Origin of the sequence: Lentibacillus amyloliquefaciens (assembly GCF_001307805.1) — a bacterium.
GTDB classification, from domain to species: domain Bacteria; phylum Bacillota; class Bacilli; order Bacillales; family Amphibacillaceae; genus Lentibacillus; species Lentibacillus amyloliquefaciens.
The window spans coordinates 992,633-1,015,444 of the sequence record NZ_CP013862.1 but is presented as its reverse complement, the minus strand read 5'-3'; the positions used below and the strand labels follow the sequence as shown (position 1 = coordinate 1,015,444).

General features: G+C 42.9%; 22 protein-coding genes. 15 read left to right on the top strand and 7 right to left on the bottom strand.

The window, feature by feature from the left end; translation table 11 throughout:
* Positions 1 to 28: 28 nt before the first annotated feature.
* Both AOX59_RS05050 and AOX59_RS05045 read left to right on the top strand, forming a co-directional pair.
* Positions 29 to 460, top strand: coding sequence for a BrxA/BrxB family bacilliredoxin (locus AOX59_RS05050; RefSeq protein WP_068442744.1), 432 nt, complete (start codon positions 29 to 31; stop codon positions 458 to 460).
* Between the two features lie 99 nt (positions 461 to 559).
* Positions 560 to 1,549: an aromatic acid exporter family protein gene (locus tag AOX59_RS05045; RefSeq protein WP_068442739.1), complete on the top strand. Its 990-nt coding sequence runs from the start codon at positions 560 to 562 to the stop codon at positions 1,547 to 1,549.
* 72 nt (positions 1,550 to 1,621) lie between these two features.
* Here the strand turns inward: AOX59_RS05045 and prli42 are convergent, their stop codons facing one another.
* The gene (prli42, locus tag AOX59_RS20450) at positions 1,622 to 1,759 is read right to left on the bottom strand and encodes a stressosome-associated protein Prli42 (protein ID WP_156418643.1); all 138 of its coding nucleotides are present in this window, start codon (positions 1,757 to 1,759) and stop codon (positions 1,622 to 1,624) included.
* A 107-nt stretch (positions 1,760 to 1,866) separates the two neighbouring features.
* On the opposite strand from prli42, the gene AOX59_RS05040 reads away from it, so the two are divergent.
* From AOX59_RS05040 to AOX59_RS05020, 5 genes are all read left to right on the top strand, one after another.
* The gene (locus AOX59_RS05040) at positions 1,867 to 3,519 is read left to right on the top strand and encodes an acyl-CoA mutase large subunit family protein (protein ID WP_068442736.1); all 1,653 of its coding nucleotides are present in this window, start codon (positions 1,867 to 1,869) and stop codon (positions 3,517 to 3,519) included.
* A 58-nt stretch (positions 3,520 to 3,577) separates the two neighbouring features.
* The gene (mce, locus tag AOX59_RS05035) at positions 3,578 to 4,402 is read left to right on the top strand and encodes a methylmalonyl-CoA epimerase (RefSeq protein WP_068442734.1); all 825 of its coding nucleotides are present in this window, start codon (positions 3,578 to 3,580) and stop codon (positions 4,400 to 4,402) included.
* The gene (locus tag AOX59_RS05030) at positions 4,402 to 5,949 is read left to right on the top strand and encodes an acyl-CoA carboxylase subunit beta (RefSeq protein ID WP_082684129.1); all 1,548 of its coding nucleotides are present in this window, start codon (positions 4,402 to 4,404) and stop codon (positions 5,947 to 5,949) included. Before mce ends, AOX59_RS05030 begins: the two co-directional genes overlap by 1 nt.
* 21 nt (positions 5,950 to 5,970) lie before the next feature.
* Positions 5,971 to 7,098, top strand: coding sequence for a M20/M25/M40 family metallo-hydrolase (locus tag AOX59_RS05025; protein WP_068442728.1), 1,128 nt, complete (start codon positions 5,971 to 5,973; stop codon positions 7,096 to 7,098).
* A gap of 174 nt (positions 7,099 to 7,272) precedes the next feature.
* Positions 7,273 to 8,520, top strand: coding sequence for a DNA polymerase IV (locus tag AOX59_RS05020; RefSeq protein WP_068442725.1), 1,248 nt, complete (start codon positions 7,273 to 7,275; stop codon positions 8,518 to 8,520).
* Positions 8,521 to 8,555: 35 nt separating this feature from the next.
* Here AOX59_RS05020 and AOX59_RS05015 read toward each other — a convergent pair whose 3' ends face one another.
* The 4 genes from AOX59_RS05015 to AOX59_RS05000 are packed head-to-tail and all read right to left on the bottom strand — an operon-like array spanning position 8,556 to position 12,626.
* Entirely contained in the window at positions 8,556 to 9,932 is a 1,377-nt protein-coding gene (locus AOX59_RS05015; protein WP_068442723.1) for an aldehyde dehydrogenase, read from the bottom strand.
* A 14-nt stretch (positions 9,933 to 9,946) separates the two neighbouring features.
* Positions 9,947 to 10,870 (bottom strand): ribonuclease Z, encoded by a 924-nt coding sequence (gene rnz, locus AOX59_RS05010; RefSeq protein WP_068442720.1) that lies wholly within the window; start codon positions 10,868 to 10,870, stop codon positions 9,947 to 9,949.
* Positions 10,870 to 11,892 (bottom strand): NADPH dehydrogenase NamA, encoded by a 1,023-nt coding sequence (gene namA, locus AOX59_RS05005; RefSeq protein WP_068448150.1) that lies wholly within the window; start codon positions 11,890 to 11,892, stop codon positions 10,870 to 10,872. Before namA ends, rnz begins: the two co-directional genes overlap by 1 nt.
* Complete coding sequence (locus AOX59_RS05000) at positions 11,883 to 12,626, bottom strand: glycerophosphodiester phosphodiesterase (RefSeq protein WP_068442717.1); 744 nt, start codon at positions 12,624 to 12,626, stop codon at positions 11,883 to 11,885. The genes namA and AOX59_RS05000 overlap by 10 nt, the downstream gene beginning before the upstream one ends.
* Before the next feature lie 66 nt (positions 12,627 to 12,692).
* On the opposite strand from AOX59_RS05000, the gene AOX59_RS04995 reads away from it, so the two are divergent.
* Together AOX59_RS04995 and AOX59_RS04990 are read left to right on the top strand one after the other, a co-directional pair.
* The gene (locus tag AOX59_RS04995; protein WP_068442714.1) at positions 12,693 to 14,315 is read left to right on the top strand and encodes a M20/M25/M40 family metallo-hydrolase; all 1,623 of its coding nucleotides are present in this window, start codon (positions 12,693 to 12,695) and stop codon (positions 14,313 to 14,315) included.
* 76 nt (positions 14,316 to 14,391) lie between these two features.
* Complete coding sequence (locus tag AOX59_RS04990; RefSeq protein WP_068442713.1) at positions 14,392 to 15,357, top strand: MBL fold metallo-hydrolase; 966 nt, start codon at positions 14,392 to 14,394, stop codon at positions 15,355 to 15,357.
* Between the two features lie 501 nt (positions 15,358 to 15,858).
* Here the strand turns inward: AOX59_RS04990 and AOX59_RS04985 are convergent.
* Both AOX59_RS04985 and AOX59_RS04980 read right to left on the bottom strand, forming a co-directional pair.
* Complete coding sequence (locus tag AOX59_RS04985; RefSeq protein WP_068442710.1) at positions 15,859 to 17,109, bottom strand: Y-family DNA polymerase; 1,251 nt, start codon at positions 17,107 to 17,109, stop codon at positions 15,859 to 15,861.
* Between the two features lie 206 nt (positions 17,110 to 17,315).
* Positions 17,316 to 18,230: an aldo/keto reductase gene (locus AOX59_RS04980; RefSeq protein WP_068442707.1), complete on the bottom strand. Its 915-nt coding sequence runs from the start codon at positions 18,228 to 18,230 to the stop codon at positions 17,316 to 17,318.
* A 114-nt stretch (positions 18,231 to 18,344) separates the two neighbouring features.
* Between AOX59_RS04980 and AOX59_RS04975 the strand changes: the two genes are divergently transcribed.
* From AOX59_RS04975 to xerD, 6 genes are all read left to right on the top strand, one after another.
* Positions 18,345 to 18,893 (top strand): NUDIX hydrolase, encoded by a 549-nt coding sequence (locus AOX59_RS04975; protein WP_068442705.1) that lies wholly within the window; start codon positions 18,345 to 18,347, stop codon positions 18,891 to 18,893.
* A 3-nt stretch (positions 18,894 to 18,896) separates the two neighbouring features.
* The gene (locus tag AOX59_RS04970) at positions 18,897 to 20,066 is read left to right on the top strand and encodes an endonuclease Q family protein (protein ID WP_068442703.1); all 1,170 of its coding nucleotides are present in this window, start codon (positions 18,897 to 18,899) and stop codon (positions 20,064 to 20,066) included.
* A 116-nt stretch (positions 20,067 to 20,182) separates the two neighbouring features.
* Entirely contained in the window at positions 20,183 to 20,827 is a 645-nt protein-coding gene (gene spoIIM, locus AOX59_RS04965; protein ID WP_068442700.1) for a stage II sporulation protein M, read from the top strand.
* Positions 20,828 to 20,936: 109 nt separating this feature from the next.
* A complete protein-coding gene (fur, locus tag AOX59_RS04960; protein WP_068442698.1) occupies positions 20,937 to 21,395 on the top strand; it encodes a ferric iron uptake transcriptional regulator in 459 nt (152 codons plus the stop codon).
* Positions 21,396 to 21,693: 298 nt separating this feature from the next.
* The gene (locus tag AOX59_RS04955) at positions 21,694 to 21,927 is read left to right on the top strand and encodes a DUF4227 family protein (protein ID WP_068442695.1); all 234 of its coding nucleotides are present in this window, start codon (positions 21,694 to 21,696) and stop codon (positions 21,925 to 21,927) included.
* Positions 21,908 to 22,801 (top strand): site-specific tyrosine recombinase XerD, encoded by an 894-nt coding sequence (gene xerD, locus AOX59_RS04950; RefSeq protein ID WP_068442690.1) that lies wholly within the window; start codon positions 21,908 to 21,910, stop codon positions 22,799 to 22,801. The genes AOX59_RS04955 and xerD overlap by 20 nt, the downstream gene beginning before the upstream one ends.
* Positions 22,802 to 22,812: the final 11 nt, after the last annotated feature.

The following is a 22,812-nucleotide window of genomic DNA, read 5'->3' as shown; positions in this document are numbered from 1 at the left end:
TACTATTTAAAAGGGGATGGACACATATATGGATTTTAACGTATTCATGAACGACGTTGTGAATGCTGCTCGTGAGGACGTCCGGGAAGCAGGGTATGAGGAACTGACCTCAGCTGAATCAGTTGATGAAGCAATGAAGCGCGATGGGTCCACATTGATCATGGTCAATTCGACATGTGGCTGTGCTGGCGGTATTGCACGTCCGGCAGCGGCTAATGCCATTCATTATGATAAGCGCCCTGATCATTTAGTCACTGTATTTGCGGGACAAGACCGTGATGCAACTGAGAAAGCGAGAGAATATTTTGAAGGCTATCCACCGTCATCACCGTCATTTGCATTCATGAAGGATGGGGAAATCGTTACAATGCTTGAACGTTCAGATATAGAAGGCTACAGTGCAATGGATGTTGTCGGCAAACTGCAAAAAGTTTTTGACGATAATTGTGAAGAAGTTTAAACATAATTAATGATATGGAATGAGGCTGTCTCAAAACAACACGGGTCAGCCTCATTTTGTTCACCCCGAATTTGATGAATCAGCTAAGGAGAATCTGATGTGAAAATTGGCTCGCGCACCATCAAGACAGCTATTGGCACGCCGATCTCAATTTCGATTGCCCAAGTTTTGGGGCTGACGAATTTTGTTTCAGCAGGAATTTTAACCATTTTATGCATTCAGCCTTCACGAAAACGCTCAGTGCTAAGTGCCTGGCATCGTTTCCTGGCGTGTATTGCAGCTGCGTTATTTTCAATTGTATTTTTTGAACTGATCGGCTATCATCCTTTAGTGATCGGTGCTATGCTTGTTTGTTTTATACCTGTGACTGTTTTTTTAAAAGTAACACCTGGTATTGCAACCAGTTCTGTCATTACTTTAAATTTATACAGTGCTCAAAGTGTTTCATTTTCATTGTTAACCGAGCAATTTCTGATTATCATTATTGGAATTGGTACAGCGTTGATCCTGAATTTATATATGCCGTCTTTGGAAAACCAGCTTAAGCAAAAACAGGAAGAGCTTGAGCACTATTTCCAGATAATACTGAATGAAATCGCTTTATATATACGTGATAAAAATGAAAATTGGTCCGGAAAAGAGCTAAGAATTTGTGAAGATATATTGCAAGAGGCCATGGATTTGGTATTATTAGAAAAGGAGAACCATTTACTGAGAAGTGAGCATCCATATCATGATTACTTCCTGATGCGTCAAAAGCAGCTGGAATTGCTCGAGAAAATGCTTCCATTAGTTACCCGGCTCCCGAACAGGGACAATATTTCATTAAAAATTGCCGACTTTTTTGAGAACGTCGGTGATGCCGTTCATCCTGGTAATACAGCGAGTTTGTATTTAGATGAATTGGAAGATTTGCGCCGAAAATTTGATCAGGAAGATTTGCCGGAAACCCAGGAAGAATTTGAAACACGGGCTAATTTGTTCCGATTATTGCATGAAATAGAGGATTATCTGCTGTTGAAGAAAAAGTTTAAAAAAAGTGATGTGAATGAGAAAAAACAAAAAACAAAAAAGACCGGGGCAACGTAGTCGTCCCCAGTCATTGGCTTTGTCGTGTGTTACGCTGAAATCGTCTTTATCAAGTATGGTGAAAAGCGTATTTTATATAAACATTGACAATCCCATTGTCATAGTAGATAAGATCATTGCCAGAATCATTATATAAATGATGACTTTTATTCTGCGTTCGCGCTTAGACTTTTTTCTGGGCGCCGGTGATTTGGTTTGGTTTTTAGCCAATTATATTCCTCCTTAAGTCCTTATCCTGCTAGTATTGTATCGTTAATTGCAGAATTGGACAAGTGCTCTAACTCGAATATTAAATTAATACAGGGGGTTTTCTGTTTATGAGTGATAACACGTTTCAATCAAAAAAAGAAAATTGGAAGCGATCTGTCAATAAAACGCTGGACCGTTTTCCGGAACGAAAAGATCCATTTACCACCTCATCTGATATTGAAGTGGAACGGCTGTATCACCCAGCTGAAGATGAAACGTATGAGGAAAAATTGGGTTATCCGGGAGAATACCCGTATACCCGCGGAATCCAGCCGACTATGTATCGCAGCCGCCTTTGGACAATGCGCCAATATGCCGGATTCGGTTCGGCCAAGGAAACGAATGAACGCTTCCGTTATTTGCTTGATCAGGGGCAGACTGGTTTGTCGGTCGCATTTGACCTGCCGACCCAAATTGGGTACGACTCCGATGATGTCATGGCAGAAGGGGAAGTCGGCAAAGTCGGGGTGGCAATAGATTCGCTGCATGATATGGAGCAATTGCTTGATCAGATTCCGCTTGGAAAAGTCAGCACATCGATGACTATTAACGCGCCGGCATCTGTTTTGTTATGCATGTACCTTGCTGTCGGTCAAAAGCAGGGTGTGCCGCTTGAGAAACTTACAGGCACAATCCAGAATGATATCTTGAAAGAATATATTGCACGCGGTACATATATTTTTCCGCCTAAGCCATCAATGCGCTTAATCACCAACATATTTGAATTCTGCCACGAGCATGTTCCTAAATTTAACACGATCAGCATTTCAGGTTATCACATCCGTGAAGCAGGTTCAACGGCAGTACAGGAAGTGGCGTTCACCCTCGCTGACGGGATGGCGTATGTGGATGCTGCTCTGGAAGCAGGACTTGAAATCGATGCCTTTGCACCGAGGCTTGCCTTCTTCTTTAATGCACATAACAACTTCCTGGAAGAGGTCGCCAAATTCCGTGCTGCCCGGCGTATTTGGTCAAAGGTCATGAAAGAACATTATCAGGCAAAAAATCCAAAAAGCTGGAAATTGCGTTTTCATACTCAAACAGGTGGTTCGACATTGACTGCCCAGCAACCTGATAACAATGTTGTCCGTGTGACGATGCAAGCACTTGCTGCTGTTCTTGGCGGGACACAAAGCCTTCATACCAACTCCCGTGATGAGGCATTGTCATTGCCAACTGAAGAATCGGCACGCATAGCTCTCAGAACACAGCAAATTATTGCACATGAAAGCGGTGTTGCAGATACAGCTGATCCTTTGGGCGGCTCGTATTATGTTGAGTCACTGACAGACCAAATTGAGGAAGAAGTTAATAAGTATCTTGATCAAATTAACGAAATCGGCGGTGCTGTAAAAGCTGTGGAAGAAGGCTACATGCAGCGGGAAATTCAGCGTACAGCTTACGAAACACAAAAGGACATTGAAAATAATGAAGAGATCATTGTCGGTTTAAACGAGTTTAAATTAGATGAAGAAGTTGATCCGGACCTTTTGAAAGTCGATGAAACACTTGAGGCCGAACAAATCGCTTCGCTTGAAAAAGCCCGTGCTGAGCGGGAACAAAGAGCAGTAGACAGCGCACTGGAAACACTTCGGGAAAAAGCACAAGATTCGCATGCTAACTTGATCCCTCATATTTTAGACGCCGTAAAGGTTTATGCCACTGTCGGAGAAATCTGTAACGTATTGCGTGATGAATTCGGGGAATATACAGGCATGTAATTTAGAAACTTCAAAAGACAAATGTGATCTATCTGTTTGTTAAAAAGGGGGAGACAAGATGGGAAAAATACGAGCACTTATCGCTAAACCCGGTCTTGATGGGCATGACCGGGGAGCTTTAATCATCGCCCAAGTATTGCGTGACCATGGAATGGAAGTAATTTATACCGGACTTCGACAATCACCGGTGCAAATCGTCCAGGCCGCCATTCAGGAAGATGTGGATGTTATCGGATTGTCGTCACTTTCAGGTGCCCATAAAACCTTATTCCCGAAAGTTATAGATGCATTGCAAAAGCAAAATGCAGCTGACATCCCGGTAGTCGGCGGCGGCGTAATACCAGCTGAAGATATTCCGTATTTGCTGGAGAAAGGCGTCCGGAAAATATTTACGAGCGGTTCTTCGACTGAGGCGCTTGCAGCATATATTAAACAGCTGGTCGACCCCGAAGACAATAAAATAAAACCACCTGAAAAAATTGCACATATTGGCATAGCTGTTCGGGAGATTGACCATGTGCTCCCATTCTACACAGATGCGCTCGGACTTGATTTGGAAGGTGTTGAAACCATTGAATCAGAAGGGGTCAGGACAGCCTTTTTGAAGATCGGTGAGTCCCGAATTGAACTGCTTGAACCATTAAGGGAAGATTCTCCGATACAGCGTTATTTGGATAAAAAAGGGGAAGGGATACATCACATTGCATTAGAGGCAGATAATCTCAGCACGCGTCTTAATGCTATGAAAACTGAGGGTATACCTCTGATTAATGAGGAACCAAAACAAGGCGCTCATGATAGTCAGGTCGCCTTTATCCATCCAAAGGCTGCAAATGGCGTCTTGTTTGAATTGTGCCAGCATTCGGAGGGAAGTGAACAATAATGGATATTTTTGATAAAATAAACGAACTATATGATAAACGAAGGCAGGTTGAGCTTGGCGGCGGAGATGACCGAATTGATAAGCAGCATTCCAAAGGGAAATTGACAGCACGCGAACGAATTGATTATTTGCTGGATGATGGTTCATTTGTTGAACTTAATCCGTTTATCGAGCACCGGGAAACTGACTTTGGCATGAATAACAACCATGCTAATGGTGAAGGAGTTGTCACCGGTTATGGAAAAATAAACGGACAGGCTGTCTATTTATTTGCCCAGGATTTTACGGTTTTCGGCGGTGCCCTTGGTGAGATGCACGGGAAAAAGATTGCAAGCGCAATGGATCTTGCCGCCAAAACAGGCACACCATTTATTGGTCTGAATGATTCAGGGGGCGCGAGAATCCAGGAAGGTGTTTCCTCACTTGACGGTTACGGACAGGTTTTCTACCGTAATTCCATTTATTCAGGTGTCATTCCGCAAATCTCTGTCATCATGGGTCCAAGTGCAGGCGGAGCGGTTTATTCACCCGCGATTACTGATTTTGTCATCATGGTTGAAGAAACCTCTCAAATGTTTATCACCGGACCAAAGGTAATTGAAACCGTAACAGGGGAGCAAATTTCCTCTGAGTCTTTAGGCGGTGCAGACGTCCACAACGCCAAAAGCGGTAACGCACACATTAAAGCTGCAAGTGAAGAAGAAGCACTTGATGCTGTCAGAAATCTGGTTGACTATTTGCCGGCCAATAATCAGAAAAAACCGCCATTAAAACAGTTTGAATTAAATGATGAAACACGTCCGGATCTGGCCGATATTGTGCCATTCAACGCGACACGTCCATATGATGTTAAATCAGTGATCGATCAAGTGGTCGATAAAGACAGTTTTTACGAAATACATAAAGACTTTGCCAAAAATATTGTCGTGGGCTTTGCACGGATTAATGGTGAAACAGTCGGGTTCGTATGTAATCAGCCGAAATACCTCGCAGGCGGCCTTGATATTGACTCAAGTGATAAAGCATCCAGATTTATCCGGTTCTGTGATTCGTTTAATATACCGCTCATTACATTTGAAGATGTCACCGGGTTTTTCCCCGGCGTGAAACAGGAACACGGCGGCATTATCCGTCATGGTGCCAAGATCCTTTATGCTTATTCCGAAGCAACCGTACCTAAAATAACGGTCATTACACGGAAAGCTTATGGCGGGGCGTACGTTGCACTTAACAGTAAGTCGATTGGAGCGGACCTTGTTTACGCTTGGCCAAATGCAGAAATAGCTGTCATGGGTCCGGACGGCGCAGCCAATATCATTTTTGCCAAGGAAATAGCGGAAAGCGAGAATCCTGAAGCTACCCGTCAGGAAAAAATCAGCACATACAGAGAAAAGTTTGCAAATCCATACGTAGCAGCTGGTCTAGGTATGATTGACGATGTGATTGATCCAAGAGAAACACGCGTTAAACTTATACAGGCACTGGAAATGCTTTATTATAAAGAGGAAGACAGACCAACAAAAAAACATGGCAACATACCTTTATAATGATTTCAGGAGGCATTAATTATGATTTCCATCAACAAGAATAGACTGCTTGATGAATTTTTTGAACTGGTTCAAATTGATTCAGAAACCGGTCATGAAACAGAAATAGCAGAAATACTGACAAATAAATTCAAACGTTTAGGCTTGGACGTTACTGAAGATGACAGCAAAGAAAAAACAGGTCATGGGGCAGGGAATTTAATTTGCACATTGAAAGGCACTAAAACAAATGCTGATACGATTTACTTCACGTCGCATATGGATACGGTTGTTCCGGGAAACGGGATAAAGCCATCGATAGAAGACGGTTTTATCGTTTCGGATGGAACCACAATCCTGGGCGCTGATGATAAGGCCGGACTTGCAGCCATAATCGAAATGATCCGCACCTTAAAAGAAAATGATATTGAACATGGCGATGTTGAATTTATAATTACCGTTGGTGAAGAATCGGGTCTGGTTGGAGCGAAATCCCTTGACGGCTCGCTCATTAAGGCAAAATATGGCTATGCGATTGACAGTAACGGTCCTGTCGGTGACATTATCGTTTCGGCACCTACTCAAGCCAAACTCTATTCGGTGATGAAAGGGAAAACTGCACACGCAGGGCTTGCACCGGAAAAGGGGGTTTCAGCGATTACACTTGCTGCTAAGGCAATAGCTAAAATGCCGCTGGGCAGAATTGACGATGAAACAACAGCGAATATTGGCCGTTTCGAAGGTGGAAAACAGACAAACATCGTCGCCGATCGTGTCAATATTCTGGCAGAAGCACGCTCACTAAATCCGGGAAAAATGGAGAAGCAAGTAACTGCTATGAAGGAAGCTTTTGAAAATACAGCAGAAGAGTATGGCGGCACTGCTGAAGTGGATGTTGAAATTATGTATCCGGGCTTCAATCAGGATTCAAATGATGAAGTTGTGGAAGTTGCACGGAATGCCGCCAGATCTATTGGCCGTGAAAGTAATCTGCAGAAAAGCGGAGGAGGCAGTGACGCGAACGTGATTGCCGGTCTGGGCATCCCAACTGTTAATCTCGCTGTCGGCTATGAAGAAATCCATACAACGAATGAACGGATACCTGTTGAAGAACTGGTTAAAATCACTGAAATAGTGACAGCTATTGTACAGGAAGCGGCTGAAAGATAACTGAATAACACATCAAATGTTCGCGTATACGATGAAGATTGGTGGGGATCAACTGCCAGTACATGTCCGATTCGTTTATCTAACAATCAGTGGGGAAGAAAGAAACCCCCAACTGATTGAAGATTCACTTTATATGATATAATGGAATTATCATATTTAAAAGGATGTCCAGCGATGTCACAATGGTATCCGAAAAAAGGAAGGATCATCTTTCACGTGGATATGAATTCTTTCTATGCCTCTGTTGAAATGGCCTATAATCCAGAATTAAAAGGCAAGCCACTTGCAATTGCCGGTAACCCGGAAGAGCGTAAAGGCATTGTTGTCACAAGCAGCTACGAAGCTCGGGCGAAAGGGGTTAAGACAACCATGCAGTTATGGCAAGCCCGCCGTCTATGCCCGGAATTAATTGTTTTGCGCCCGAATTTTGATCGGTATCGAACCGCCTCAAAGGAAATATTTCAGATGCTTGCGGAAATAACACCGTATGTTCAGCCTGTGTCGATTGATGAAGGGTATATGGATGTGACCGCTGCTGAACAGCATGGTAACCCGGTTGAAATAGCTCAAAATCTCCAGGAAAAAATCAACAATAAATTGGATCTTCCCTGCAGCATTGGTATCGCCCCCAACAAATTTTTGGCGAAGATGGCTTCAGACATGAAAAAGCCAATGGGAATCACGATATTGCGGAAACGGGATATCAGTGAAAAACTTTGGCCTTTGCCTATTGAGGAAATGTATGGGGTAGGGGAAAAGACGGCAAAAAAACTGCGCACATTCGATATTAACACCATTTGGGACCTGGCAAATGGTGACAGCTACCAACTGAAACAAATACTTGGTATCAACGGGGAAAGACTTCAGAACAGGGCGAATGGTGTTGATACACGCGCGGTGGATCCCGATGCGGTTCATGAATTTAAAAGCATCGGCAGCTCCCAGACCCTTGCTGAGGATACGACAGATGATGCGGAGATCCGAATACTGATGCACAAACTGGCTGAAAATGTTGAGCGGCGGATGAAACGTAAAAAGGCAGCAGGAAAAAGTGTGCAAATCATGATCAGGTATCATGACCATAAAACAGTTACGAGAAGCCGAAAATTGCATCAGTTCATTGAAAACAAGGATGATATTCTGTACTTTGCCAATGAGTTATTTCAAAAACATTGGAATTCAGAACCAATCAGGCTACTTGGCATTACTGTCCAGGATGTTGATGAGAAGCAAAACATTGCTAAACAGCTGGATTTATTTACGTATGAAAAAGAAGCCGAAAAAGAGAAGTTATACGAGGCCATTGACAACCTTTCCCAAAAATATGGCAAAAATACGTTTAAACAGCTGCAGAATGATGATAAAAATGAACAGCCGCGGACAAGCTTTCAAAAAGATTTTCTGGATGATTTTAAAAAATAAGCGCTCCTTACCGTGACCGGGAAGGGGCGCTTAACTTATTTCATCAGCCGCTTGACAACAGCCTTTGCAAGTTTTCCGCCGGGGTACCTGAACGGAATATCAAATTTAGTCGTTTGTTTTAAGACGCTTTTTTGGTGAGAGAATGTATCAAAACTGTACTTGCCGTGATAAGCACCCATCCCGCTGTTGCCAACACCCCCGAATGGCAGGTGTGGATTGGCCAAATGATAGAGTGTGTCGTTGATGCAGCCGCCGCCAAACGATATACGTGTCATAACTTGCTGCTGTTTTTCTTCATTTTCGCCAAAATAATAAAGTGCGAGCGGCTTATCCTTCTGTTTTAGTTCTAAGATAACGTCATCAATTGAGCTAAATGTCATAACCGGTAAGATTGGCCCAAAAATCTCCTCCTGCATGATGGCGTCATTCCCGCTTATCTTATCCAGGATGGTCGGTTCGATACGCAGCTTTTCATCATTGGTACAGCCGCCATGAACTACCTCGCCTTCTGTCAGAAATGTATTCAGCCTGTTAAAGTGTTCTTTGCCGATAATCTGCACAAAATTCGGGTTTTCGAGCGGTTTTTTACCATAAAATGATCTTGTATGTTTTTTCATCGCTCTTAACAGTTTTAGCTTCACTTTTTCATGTACGTATACATAATCCGGTGCGACACATGTCTGACCGGCGTTCGTAAATTTTCCCCAGACAATACGCTTGGCTGCCAAATCAATTTTTGCATCTTTATCAACGATGGCAGGGCTTTTGCCGCCCAATTCCAATGTCACTGGTGTGAGGTGTTTGCTTGCTTGTTCCATCACAATTTTGCCGACATACGAGCTGCCGGTGAAAAAGATGTAGTCCCATCGTTGTTCCAGAAGCTCCTGACTGATTTCTTTGTCACCTTCAACAACAGTAAAATAGGACGCGTCAAACGTTGATTGTACCATTTCCGATAGAATGGCTGAGGTCGACTGTGTGAATTCAGATGGTTTCACGACAATGGTATTGCCTGCTGCGATGGCTCCGATTGCCGGTGCTATGGCCAGATGCAGTGGATAATTCCATGGTGCCATGATCAATGTAACACCATAAGGTTCTTTGTGAATGAAACTTTTACTCCCCTTATGGGTGATGGGAGTTGCTACTTTTTCCAGTTTCATCCAGTCTGTCAAGTGTTTAAGGGCAAAGTCAATTTCACTGTACAAAAATCCCAATTCGGTTGTAAAAGCTTCATACTCCGACTTATTCAAATCATTTTTTAAAGCATGGTAAATTTCACCCTCATATTTTTCCAGCATGCCTTTCAGCAAGGTCAGCTGCTGTTTGCGAAAAGTGACATCCAATGTTTCGCCTGATTGAAACAGGCTGCGCTGACGATTGACGATTGTTTCTATTTCTATCTTCCCCATGTAATATTTGCCTCCTATTTGGATTCAATGCTTACCTGATGAAAATCATTTGCAAGTTCAGTCATCGGGAAAATTTTTCTTGCCTCTTCAGTCAGCTTATCATCATCACCCTGCTGGTAGCGGGATGAAATATGCGTCAATATGAGTTTTCCGATATCGCTATCAATAGCGAGACGGGCTGCCTGTTTTGCCGTTGAATGACAGTAGGCTTTGGCCAAGTGCTTTTTTTCATCGCCGAATGTAGCTTCATGCACCAGTACATCCGAGCCTTTGACAAAGGATTGATTTTTCTCCGGTGACCGTGTGTCGCCCAGTATTGTCACGATCCGGCCCTTTTTTACCGGCCCAAGGTAATCATCACGGCGGATAATGCGGCCATCGTCTGTATGAACGATATCATTGTCCTTGATTTGCTGATAAATCGGTCCCGGCTCGACCCCGGCAGCTTTCAATTTGTCAACGAGCAGTTTCCCGGGTTTGTCTTTTTCTCTGATTCTAAAACCAAAACTCGGCATACCATGCTCAAGTTTTTTGCATGATACCCTGAAATGTTCATCCTCAAACAATTCACCTTCCGTAAATTCAATAATGGAAAGGGGATAGGTGAGAGACGAGCCGCTGACCGATAGACTGGTTTCAACAAAGTCTTTAATGCCTTCAGGGCCATAAATGGTTAAAGGGTCTGTCCCGCCTTGAAATGATCGGCTGCTTAAAAGGCCCGGCAACCCGAAAATATGATCACCATGCATATGGGTAATAAAAATCTTTGTGATTTTGCGTGGTTTGATAGTCGTATGCAAAATTTGATGCTGGGTCGCTTCACCACAATCAAACAGCCAAATACTATTCTGTTCCTGAAGCAATTTTAAAGCAACACTAGAGACATTGCGCTCTTTGGAAGGGATGCCTGATCCGGTCCCAAGAAAAAAAAGTTCCATTATTTCCAGCCCCGTTCATACTGTTTTGGCGGCGTAATCGTTTCGTTTAATTCATCGGCGGCTGCTTTTGGCCAATATGGGTTTCTGAGCAGAGCGCGGCCGATAAAGATAAGGTCAGCACGGTCATTTTGCACAATTTCTTCTGCTTGAATGCCTGTTGTAATCAACCCTACGCCTCCAGTGGCGATGACTGTTTCCTGCTTAATGATCTCACAGCGTTTCAGCTGATAACCCGGATAGCGATGAATGGATGCCGGGACAACGCCGCCTGAACTGCAGTCAATGAGGTCGATGCCTTGCTGTTTCATTTGGTCGGCAAAATAAAGCATATCATTCAGTGTGCTGCCGTCCGGGTCATATTCATCGGTAGATATACGGACAAAAATCGGGCCGTCCCATTCGTTCTGAACAGCTTTAATCACCTGCTGCAGAAAACGATAACGATTTACTCGGCTGCCGCCATATTCGTCGTTTCGTTTGTTCGTGAGGGGTGAAAGAAATTGATTAATCAAATAGCCGTGGGCACCGTGAATTTCGATAATGTCAAAATCGGCTTCTTTAGCCCGCCGTGCGCCATTTTTAAAGGCTTCGACCGTTGTTTCAATATCTTTTAAAGACATTTCTTCCGGGGTTTTCGATGATTCATTGAATGCAATCGCTGCAGGTGCATAAATAGTTGAGTCGAGTCGTGCTTTCCGGCCTGCATGAGCCAACTGAATGCCGGTTTTGGCACCATAGCTGTGGATTTGTCCGTTTAATTGTTTTAAACCATCGACATGCTCGTCATCCCATATGCCTAAATCTTCATGGGAAATCCGGCCCTCAGGTCTAACGGCTGTCGCTTCGGTCATGACGAGTCCGGCTTGACCGGCCGCCCGTGAGATATAATGTGTCATGTGGAAAGGTGTGATTTTTCCGTCTTGTTCCAGACAGGAGTACATGCACATCGGTGACATGACAATACGGTTTTTTAGTTCAACATTTTTAAATTTGAAAGGGCTGAAGAGTTTAGTCACATTGATTCCTCCTTGATTTGCGCACGACACTGAATCGCAATCTTGGGTACGTCTGTAAATATCCCGTCGCATCCTGTACGGAAGCAGTGGAGCATTTGTTTTGGCTTGTTTACTGTATACACACGTACAGCCATATCCCTGTGATGACATGAGTTGACAAGCTTCTGCTGCAGCCGCTGGTATTTAATATGGACAGCATTCGCACCCAGCTGACCGGCAGATGAGACAAGGTTTTTATCCCGTTTGGAACTTAAAAGGGCTGTTCCGATTGTCTGGTTCAGTGTTTTTAACTTTTTTATACTGATTGGATTAAACGTTGACAGTATAGTACGATGTAATAAGCGATAATTTGAAAGCCTGTCATAAACAATCGTTTCCAAATGCCTATAATCTATTTTATTATTTTTCAGTTCAATATTTAAATATAATGACTTATCGTCAATCCATTCCAGCAGCTCATCCAGCCTTAAAATTCGGGCTCCGGCAAAGTCGGGTGAAAACCATGCACCGGCATCCAGCTTTTTCAATTGGCTGAATGTATAATCTTTTATATAGCCGGTTCCATTTGTTGTCCGGTTGACCCGTTCATCGTGCATCAACACGGGAACACGATCTTTTGTCAGATGGACGTCTGTTTCAATACCGTCAGCCCCCTCTTGATAAGCAAGGGTGAAAGCATCCATTGTATTTTCTGGTGCATGTTTGCTGGCACCGCGATGTGCAAAAATTTTTGCCTGCAATCGACTCACCTCGCTTTGATTGTGTTTGATTTATCGAAAGAAGTCAATTTATACAGGAGGAATTTGATGAAAACATGGCAAACAAAAGACCAATTGATTGAATTGCTTGTGTCACTTGTCGGTCACGGAAGCATTACCGGCAGCCATGCAGAAATTGCACAGGCAGAGTATTTGAAACGTATGCTCATGCAGAAACCATATTTTGAAAAGAACCCGGGTCATGTAAAATTACATCCCTTAGAAGATGGCCGCAGACTTCTAACAGCCTTGGTGAAAGGGAACGATACATCAGAAACAGTTATTCTCTTGAGCCATTTCGATGTCGTGGGCGTTGAGGATTATGGTTCATTGAAGAGTCTGGCTTTCCGTCCTAAAGAACTGACAAAGCAAATGAAATACATAAGAGAGCGGTTTCCGAAAGATGTACAAGCGGATATTGATTCAGGTGACTGGCTGTTTGGCCGCGGTACGATGGATATGAAAGCAGGCATCACGTTGCATTTGTCCATGCTTGAAAAAGCAATGAACGGTGAATTCAAGGGGAATCTTCTTCTGCTTTCGGTGCCTGATGAGGAAGTGAATTCACAGGGGATGATGACAGCACTTCCTGTGTTAGACCAATTGAAACAAGATGAAGGTTTAACGTATAATGCTTGCTTAAATGGCGAACCGATATTCAGCAAATATCCCGGCGACAGCCATTATTACACCTACACGGGTTCAATCGGAAAAGTTTTGCCCGGTTTTTATTGCTACGGAAAGGAATCACATGTCGGTGAACCGTTTGCCGGCATCAGTCCGAATTTAATGGTGAGCTTTTTATCACAAGAGATTGAACTGAATGAAGCTTTCATCGAAAAGGCCGGTGATGAAGTGGCGCCGCCGCCTGTCAGTTTAATGCAGCGTGATTTAAAAGAAGAATATTCGGTACAGACACCACACACAGCCGTTGCTATGTATAATATTCTATATTTAAAGCAGACGCTGCAGGAGATAAACGATAAATTGCTCAAGGGCGCTCAGAAGGCAGCTGACAACATTGCGAGCTACGTGCAGCAAAAAGCATATTATTTTGGCAGTATGGCAGAGGATTTTATGGTGCCGGATTTTCAGGTCAATGTCATCATGTATGAAGATTTATATAACGAGGCTGTCAAACGTTATGGCACAGAAGAAGTGATACGCAGGCAAAACCTGATCGTTAATAAGCGGGATCAGGGGGACCGGGATTTTTCGACAGTATTGGTTCAGGAACTGGCTGATATGTGCAAAGATTTGGCACCAATGATTGTTGTATTTTACAGTCCGCCTTTTTATCCAGCGGTATCGTCATTTGATGACCCGTACATTCAGGATGTGATGAAACATGTCAAAACCTTTACGCAGTCTAATTTTCAGCTTGATTTGACGGTAGCTGAATTTTTTACCGGACTTTCTGATTTGAGCTTTGTTGGACCTGTTGCTTCTGAAAGTCATTTGCAGCAGCTGACAGCCAATTTACCGCTGCAGAATAACGGATTTTCCTTCCCTGAGGATGCAATGAAGCAGCTGACGATGCCGGTATTAAACATTGGTCCTTTAGGGAAAGATCCGCATCAATGGACAGAGCGCCTTGAGCTTACTTATAGTTTTGAATACTTGCCATCGATATTAACTGAGGCAATTCACCGGCTTTTTGAGAAAGAATAGCTGACTTTTTACCGGGAAACGTTTATAATTGCATTCATAAACTGAATTGCTATTCATTTTTGGAGGCCGTCAAATTATGAAAGTATTGGACAAAACAATCAGTCAGCTTACCATACCGACGCCATTTGCGGTCGGGGATGTACACATGTATTTGCTTAAAGGCGACACATTATCATTGGTCGACGCCGGTGTTAAGACAAAAGAGGGATGGGAAGCACTAAGGATACAATTAGATGAATTGGGCTACAAGCCAAATGATGTTGAACAAATTATTTTAACGCATCATCATCCGGATCATACGGGTTTAATTGAATTCTTTCCCCGGGCTGAGGCGATTGCCGCTCATGAAAATGTGGATTTATGGCTGAAGCATGATGAAGCATTTTTGGCCCGGTATGAACAATTTTTTGAAACGTTTTTAAAGGCTTGCGGTGTACCGGAGCAATTGATGCCAAGCTCAAGTGAATTACAAGGAACGATTGAATTTACGGGGAAGGCTCAGCTGACGCATAAACTTGAGGAAGGGAACCGACTGCCCGGCCATGAGGATTGGCGAATCATTGAAACGAAGGGGCATGCCCAGACTCATTTATCGTTTTTGCGTGAAAGCGACGGGGCATTTATCGGCGGCGACCATTTGCTTCATCATATTTCCCCGAATCCGCTTTTGGAACCGCCGGTAAGGGACAAAGAACGTCCTAAACCAATGCTGCAATACCGTGCCAATCTGATCAAGTGCCGCTCACTGGGGATTCAAACGGTTTATCCGGGCCATGGTCAAATATTTTCAGATACAGATAGGATAATACCCTTGCGTCTGCGGCGTCAGGAAGAACGGGCAAATAAAGTATATCAGCTCTTACTGACCAATCGTCAGACGCCATTTGACCTTTGTAAACAGATTTTTCCGAAGCAATACGAAAAACAATTAAGTCTGACAATGTCCGAAACAATTGGGCAGCTCGACTATCTTGAGGATGAAGGTCTTGCCCGCAAAAGGCTGCAGGGTGATATCTATGTTTACGAAGTTGTAAATTACTAACCATTGGACTGGAAATCGGTATCTTAGCCGGTTTCTTTTTATTTACCAAAGGCTGTTGTCTAAAAGCTTGTTGTTTTTGATACAAAATCCATAAAATGCGAAGTAACTTTAGGTATAAGTTGGTGCGTTGTCTACCGCTTCAGAAATACACGCCGCGCGCCTTAGGGCTCGCGCTGAGCCTCCTCGCTCGCAAAGAACGCTCGCTGTGGGGTCTCAACGTCTTCGCTTTCCCGCTGGAGTCTTCGTGTATTTCCTTCGCTATCGCGGCATTGATTGGAGCGGAGGGCGGTCGACTCCTGCGGGAAAGCGGGCGGCTGAAGATCTGAGCAGAAAGCGGTTTTTGCTTCCGAGGAAGCTGAAGCGTTGCCTTAAGGTGCGCGACTGCCCGGAACGGAAATCAACATAGCACTTACTTCGCAGTTTACATCACGAAGGTTAACGAGTAGCGAAATTTACGAAGAGCCCGGCCAAAAGCTTGTTGTTATCGACTCCGCAGCCGGTCTATGCCTGGTGGCCGCCGATTTTGCTGCTCCGTCCGATCGCAATGCCTGCACCTGTGTAGCTTGAAGCCCGAAGTATGGCCGTTGATCCATATTTATCACGAATGGCGTCCATAACATAGCCAATATCTTTTTTCTGGGGGCGGTTATCGAAAAGGTCCAATTGTGTTTCACCATTCTCATAAAGGTTACCAAGCGTTACATAGACGTGCCGGATATCACTGATGCCATCGTAGAATTCATGAAATAACTGCATACAAACATCGTAGACGTCCATTGTGATGTTGGTGGACAGGCTGACTGATCGTGACCGGCTGAAACCGCCGCCTGACTCTTTCGCGTATGAGATGCCAAGGTGGATGGTCTTACCGGCCTTATTGGCACTCCTTGCCCGCCGGCACGCTTCTTCACATAAATCAAGAATGCAAATGGCAACCTCGTCTGCGGAATAATCGCGCAGCAAAGAGATGCCATGCCCGAACCCTTTCTGTTCTGTTTTGGTGAAATTGCCGAACACAGGGCTTAAATCAATTCCCCATGCATGCCAATACAGCTGTTCACCCATGATGCCGAACCGTTTGGTTAATTGTTTCATGGGGAAATTAGCAAGCTGTCCAAGAGTAACAATCCCCATTCGGTTAAAATTGCGCTGCATCCGGCGTCCGATTCCCCAAATGTCCTGAACCGGAACTGGCCACAATTTTTCCGCCACATCTTCATATGTGCATTCAGCTATACCGTGTTTTTTAGCATGCAGATCCATGACGACTTTAGCCAGAAATTTGTTGTCGCCTATACCGATGGAGCATGAGATTCCGAAGTTTTTCAGGATATCCTGTCTGATGGCATCTGCCACTTGCCATCTGTTGCCGAATAATCTTTCCAGACCATTCACTGTCACCCAGACTTCATCAACTGAATATTGATGAATCGCTTCTTTCGGGACATATTGATTAATTAGTTTGGTGATTTCCATCGATACTTCCAAGTAATCCGCCATATGAGCCGGCGCAACCACAATATCGGAATCGGCAGGCAGTTCAAAAAAACGGCTGACATTGCTGATTCCGTGTTTTTTCTTTAGGGCGGGCGAGGCAGCCAGAACGATGCTTCCCGGCCTTTTGACATCTCCTACGACGGCCAGCTGCACAGTCATCGGGTCAACCCCTCGTTTGACTGCTTCGACACTTGCATAAAAGGAACGCATATCAATACATAACACATCATTCCGCTGATAATTGGAATAATCCATGAGTGTTCTCTCCTTAATATAAGAACTCTTGTTCCTATATTATATGAGTATGATGGATTATTATCAATGGAATTTTATGGAACCATACAGGGTTAAAAGTACTTCTTTACCATTGCAGACGCAGGCCGAAAGCAAAAGCGGCATGAAAGTTATATTTTCATGCCGCTCTTGACAGTAAAGCTTTCGATTATAGTCGCAGGAGGAACCTACCGATGACTGGTGTATTGAAGTGCTTTTGTGATTTTCCGTATTTTGCGATAGGTATCATCAGACAGTGGTGAGAGATCATAACGGGTGTTATCATCAATTTGGCCGAAAGAACTTGCACCAAAAACAGCACTCGCGACTGCAGGATGCGTCAGAATATAGTTTAAGGCAAGTGTGTTCATCGAGTTTTCATGGTTAATTTTTTTAAGCTCTTGCTGTATCGTTCTCAGTTCATCATGCGAATAATCGAGAAAACCATCTTTGCCTTTTTTCTCAATTTGGTCAGAAGCCCGGTCGCTTAGCATACCTTTTGCCAATGGACCCCGGGCAAGAACACTGATGCGGTTTTCGTCCAGAAGACCCAGTATGTCTTCTTCAGGCCTGCGATCAAGCATATTGTATTGCATCATGACCGCATCCATGTTTGAACGCTGCACATATTCACGAATAACGTTCGGGCGGATGGAAGAGATGCCGTAAGCCCGGATGAGACCTTCTTTTTTCAGGTTTTCAAATGCTTCAATCGTTTCGCCGATCGGGTCGTCAATCGTGCCGCCGTGCAGCATGTAAAAATCGATATAATCAGTCCCCAAGCGGCGCAGGCTATCTTTAACGCCTTGTTCAATATGCTCTTTGGAAGGATCCCAAAACCAATCCCGGTTAGCTTTATCGAAGTTATTTCCAACCTTGGTTGTTAAAATGATTTGGTCTCTTTTATTTTTTATGGCACTGCCGACAATTTCTTCATTTTCGCCAAAGTCATAAAGGTCCGCCGTATCAAGATGATTGATGCCGGCATCCAGCGCCCGATCAATCATTTCGCTTGCTTTTTTGCTATCTGTGCCTAGTGACATACAGCCCAGTGTTAGCTCAGACACATGTAAATCCGATTGTCCCAGTCGGTTCTTTTTCATTCTATCGCCTCCACTTTAGAATATCTCTGTCTATTTTAGAAAAGAAATTGTGATAAGTACAACTATTAAGATATGATAGAATAAATAACAAGCGAGCAAAAAGGGATGATTAGAATGAAGAAATTTGAAGAAAAGACCACACACACGGAAAAAATATATGATGGAAAGGTCGTTAAATTGCAGGTGGATGATGTTTTACTGCCTGACGGAAACACTTCCAGGCGTGAACTTATTAAACATTCGGGAGCAGTAGGAGTCATTCCGATTACAAAAGATAATAAAATAGTGTTTGTGGAACAATACAGAAAGCCGCTGGAAAAAACATTAGTGGAAATACCCGCCGGGAAACTGGAAAAAGAGGAAGAGCCGGCAGTAACCGCACGGCGTGAGTTAGAAGAAGAAACAGGCTATACTGTGACAGAACCTATGGAATTTGTAACATCATTTTATACATCACCCGGATTCGCAGATGAAATCATGTACCTATATATAGCAAAAACTCTGGAACCGGTGGAGAATCCGGCAGGAGGCGATGATGATGAATTTATCGAATTAATTGAATTAACCCTGGAAGAAGCAAAACAGTATGCAGCAGATAAAAGGATTCATGATGCGAAAACGAACTATGCCATACTTTACTTAGAGACACTTGAAAGGATGTAACTGATGCTTCCATCATTTTTTGCAGATATGCATATTCACATTGGCAGGGATATGTATCATAACCCCGTCAAGATCACCGGAGCCAAAACGTTAACACTGACAAATGTTTTAAAGGAAGCAAGCCGTAATAAGGGCATCCACATGGCCGGAGTAATCGACAGCCACGCGCCGGCTGTCCAGGAAGAAATTAAGGAACTTATCAATACCCGTTATGCTTATGAGCTGGAAGATGGGGGCGTCCGTTTTGAGAATGTAACTTTAATACCAGGGTCAGAAATCGAAGTTTATGATAACAATTGTCGGGGACCAATTCATGTCCTATGCTTTTTGCCAACCATGGACAAAATGAACAAGTTCTCAAAATGGCTGGCAGCGAAGATGAAGAACATTACCTTAAGTTCGCAGCGTTATTATGGATCAGCTAAAGAATTACAGTATAAGGTTAAGGAGCTTTCAGGTATTTTTATACCCGCTCATGTTTTTACACCATTCAAAAGCATGTATGGCAAAGGGGTTCAATACTCATTAACGGAAGTGTTTGACCCGGATCTTATCGATGGAATTGAACTGGGCCTCAGTTCAGATACATCGATGGCCGACCAGATCACAGAACTCCATAATTTTACATTTTTATCGAATTCTGATGCGCACTCACTTCCGAAAATTGCCAGAGAGTATCAGGAAATCACCATGGAAGAGCCTTCTTTTAAAGAATTCAGCTGGGCGCTGCACAATGTACAAGGCCGTGCTGTAAACAAAAATTTTGGCATGAATCCCCATTTGGGAAAGTACTACACAACCGTCTGCAGTCAATGTCTTGAACCTCTGGAAACAGATGCCGTCAACTGTCATAATTGTGGCTCACGTAAAATTGTTAAAGGTGTATTTGACCGGATTCAGGAGCTGAAGAACAGCGACGAGATAAAAGAGAACAGGCCGCCTTATTTATATCAGGTGCCGCTGGAATATTTACCAAAACTTGGTCCTAAGACATTTGCAAAACTGCTGGAACATTTTCAGACAGAAATGAATGTGATTCATTACGCTTCTTTTGATGAACTGAAAAAAATTATCCCTGAAAAACTAGCAAATTCAATTATAAATATGAGAGAAGGTAAGTTAACAATTAAAGCCGGCGGCGGTGGAAAATATGGAACGGTTTCATTATCTTAAAGTGAAACATTCAAAATAAATTGGTATTTTCATTTGGAATTCTTCATAGTTTCTATTAGAGGCTATACAAATACTCAGAAGACTATAACTGCTACTGCGAGTGATGGAGGATTCCAATGTATACTAAACGAACGCTATTAATCGATCATGTAAAAGAACATGCAACCATCTATATTTTTATGACTGTCCTGTTTTTAACAGGTGTTATCTTTGGGGCTGTCATCGTTAACAGCATGAACTTTGTCCAAAAGGAAGATTTATTCTTTTACCTTGAACGTTTTTTTCGCGGCATTGCTGATGAAGAACAAATTAACAACAGTGAAGTGTTGAAAACCAGCTTTTTGTATCATGTAAAATATTTGTTTATGCTGTTTATTTTAGGGTTGTCTGTAGTAGGGCTTCCCGTCGTCTGGATTTTATTGTTTTTAAAAGGTGTGGTTGTTGGCTTTTCAGTTGGGTTTATCGTTAACCAGCTCGGGATGGATGGTCTTTTTCTTGCATCTCTTTCAATTGCACCGCAGAATTTGCTTATTATACCGATTTATATTATCGCCGGAAGTCTGTCCATGCTTTTTTCCCTGACATTATTAAGAAAACTTTTTTCAAGAAGAATCGCCCAGCCTGTTCTTAAGTCCTTGGGAAGATATGCAGCGGTATTCGCATCTCTAATGATATTTTCTCTGGCAGCAGCAGGCTTGGAAGCATATGTGGCAAATGAAGCCATGGAAATGTTAATAAAGTCCCTTTATAACGAGCAATAAATATTATATAATTATAATTATTGTAAATAACAAATTATAATTATTATATTTTGACACGTTTTATTTCTGCGCATATAATAAAGTTGGGGATAGAGGGAGGAGAGTTGCCATGGAAAACCGAATTGAACAGATAAAAAAACAGTTGCACGCACAAAGTTATAAACTCACACCACAACGGGAAGCTACGGTCAGGGTATTACTGGAACGTGAAGAAGACCATCTGAGTGCTGAGGATGTATATCTGCTGGTAAAAGAAAAAGCACCCGAAATTGGCCTGGCAACTGTTTATCGGACACTGGAATTATTATCAGAATTAAAAATCGTTGATAAAATTAATTTTGGTGATGGTGTTTCACGCTACGATCTTCGCAAAGAGGGTGCAGAGCATTTTCACCACCATCTTGTTTGTACTGAATGTGGTTCCGTTGAGGAAATAGTTGAGGATCTCCTGGGAGATGTCGAAAAAATCATCGAAAAAAATTGGAGCTTTCAAGTAAAAGATCACCGATTGACATTCCATGGGATATGTAAGGAATGCCAGGAAGTGATGATAAAATCAACAAGTTAATAAAAACATAACTGATATACACCTTTTTCTTCTCGGGAAAAGGTTTTTTATTGGGATTTTCTTTAAAATAGCTTCCACCAGACGCACACCTTAGGGCGACACTTCAGACTTCTTTAGCTTTAAATTCTAATTTACATTTTCGTCAAAATGGGTTATTTTGGTGATAGCTGGACCGTTCACGGCTGTTTAACGTTATAATGTATATTATCACCTTTTTTTCGCATATCTTTATTATAATGAGTGCTCCATTTGATTAGGGGCAAACGTTAAAAAGATATGAAAAAGGTGGCAGAATATAATGAAACGAATGATATGGGATACAGTTAAGGTATTTGTTATTTTCATAGCTTGCACATGTTTATTCTATATTGGCTTAAGGTACATGCATAGCGAATATGAACAATTCCATCGATACGATCCGCCTGAAGGCCCGTCTGTTAAGGTCTATGATACTGAGGGTGATCATATCATTGACAGGCTGAACTTATTTCTTCGATTAGGGAGTAATGCTTATGCTCAAACCAGCATTTGATGATTTTTTCCATTATTTATTAGTGGAGCAGGGAGTATCTGAAAATACGTTAAAATCTTATCAGCGGGATTTGAAAAATTATATGCAGTACGTTGAAAAAGTAAGCCAAAAAACAGACTGGAATGAAGCAGGAAGAACGGATATCATAGGTTTCCTCCAGAAATTGAAGGATGACGGCAAGTCCGCTGCGACGATCTCACGGACAATTTCTTCAATACGAGGGTTCCATCATTTTTTAATCCGGGAACAACTTGTGGATCATGACGCAAGTATACATATCGAGACACCCAAAAAAGAACGGAAACTGCCTGCTGCGTTATCATCACAGGATGTAGAGGGTTTATTGTCGATTAACAGCGGCACACCTTTGAAAACACGCAATAAAGCGATGCTTGAACTAATGTATGCGACAGGGCTGCGCGTAACTGAATTAGTTTCTTTAAAAGTCAGCGACCTTCATTTGACAATGGGGTTTGTACAATGCATGGGAAAAGGATCAAGAGAAAGAATCGTACCTCTTGGCGATGTGGCTAAACAAACTGTCGACGATTATTTGCAGAAGGCAAGAGGCCAGCTTGTGAAACGGGGTGAGGATCAAAATGCGCTGTTTGTTAACCAGCATGGAAGACCATTATCCCGGCAAGGCTTCTGGAAAATATTAAAGGGCATTGCACGTGATACCGGCATAAAAAAGGAGATTACGCCGCATACATTAAGACATTCGTTTGCCACACATTTGCTGGAAAACGGAGCAGATTTGCGGTCTGTACAGGAGATGCTGGGTCACGCGGACATATCGACCACACAAATTTATACACATATCACTAAATCCAGGTTAAAAGATATCTATCAATCCTACCATCCGCGGGCTTAGTACCACTGGAG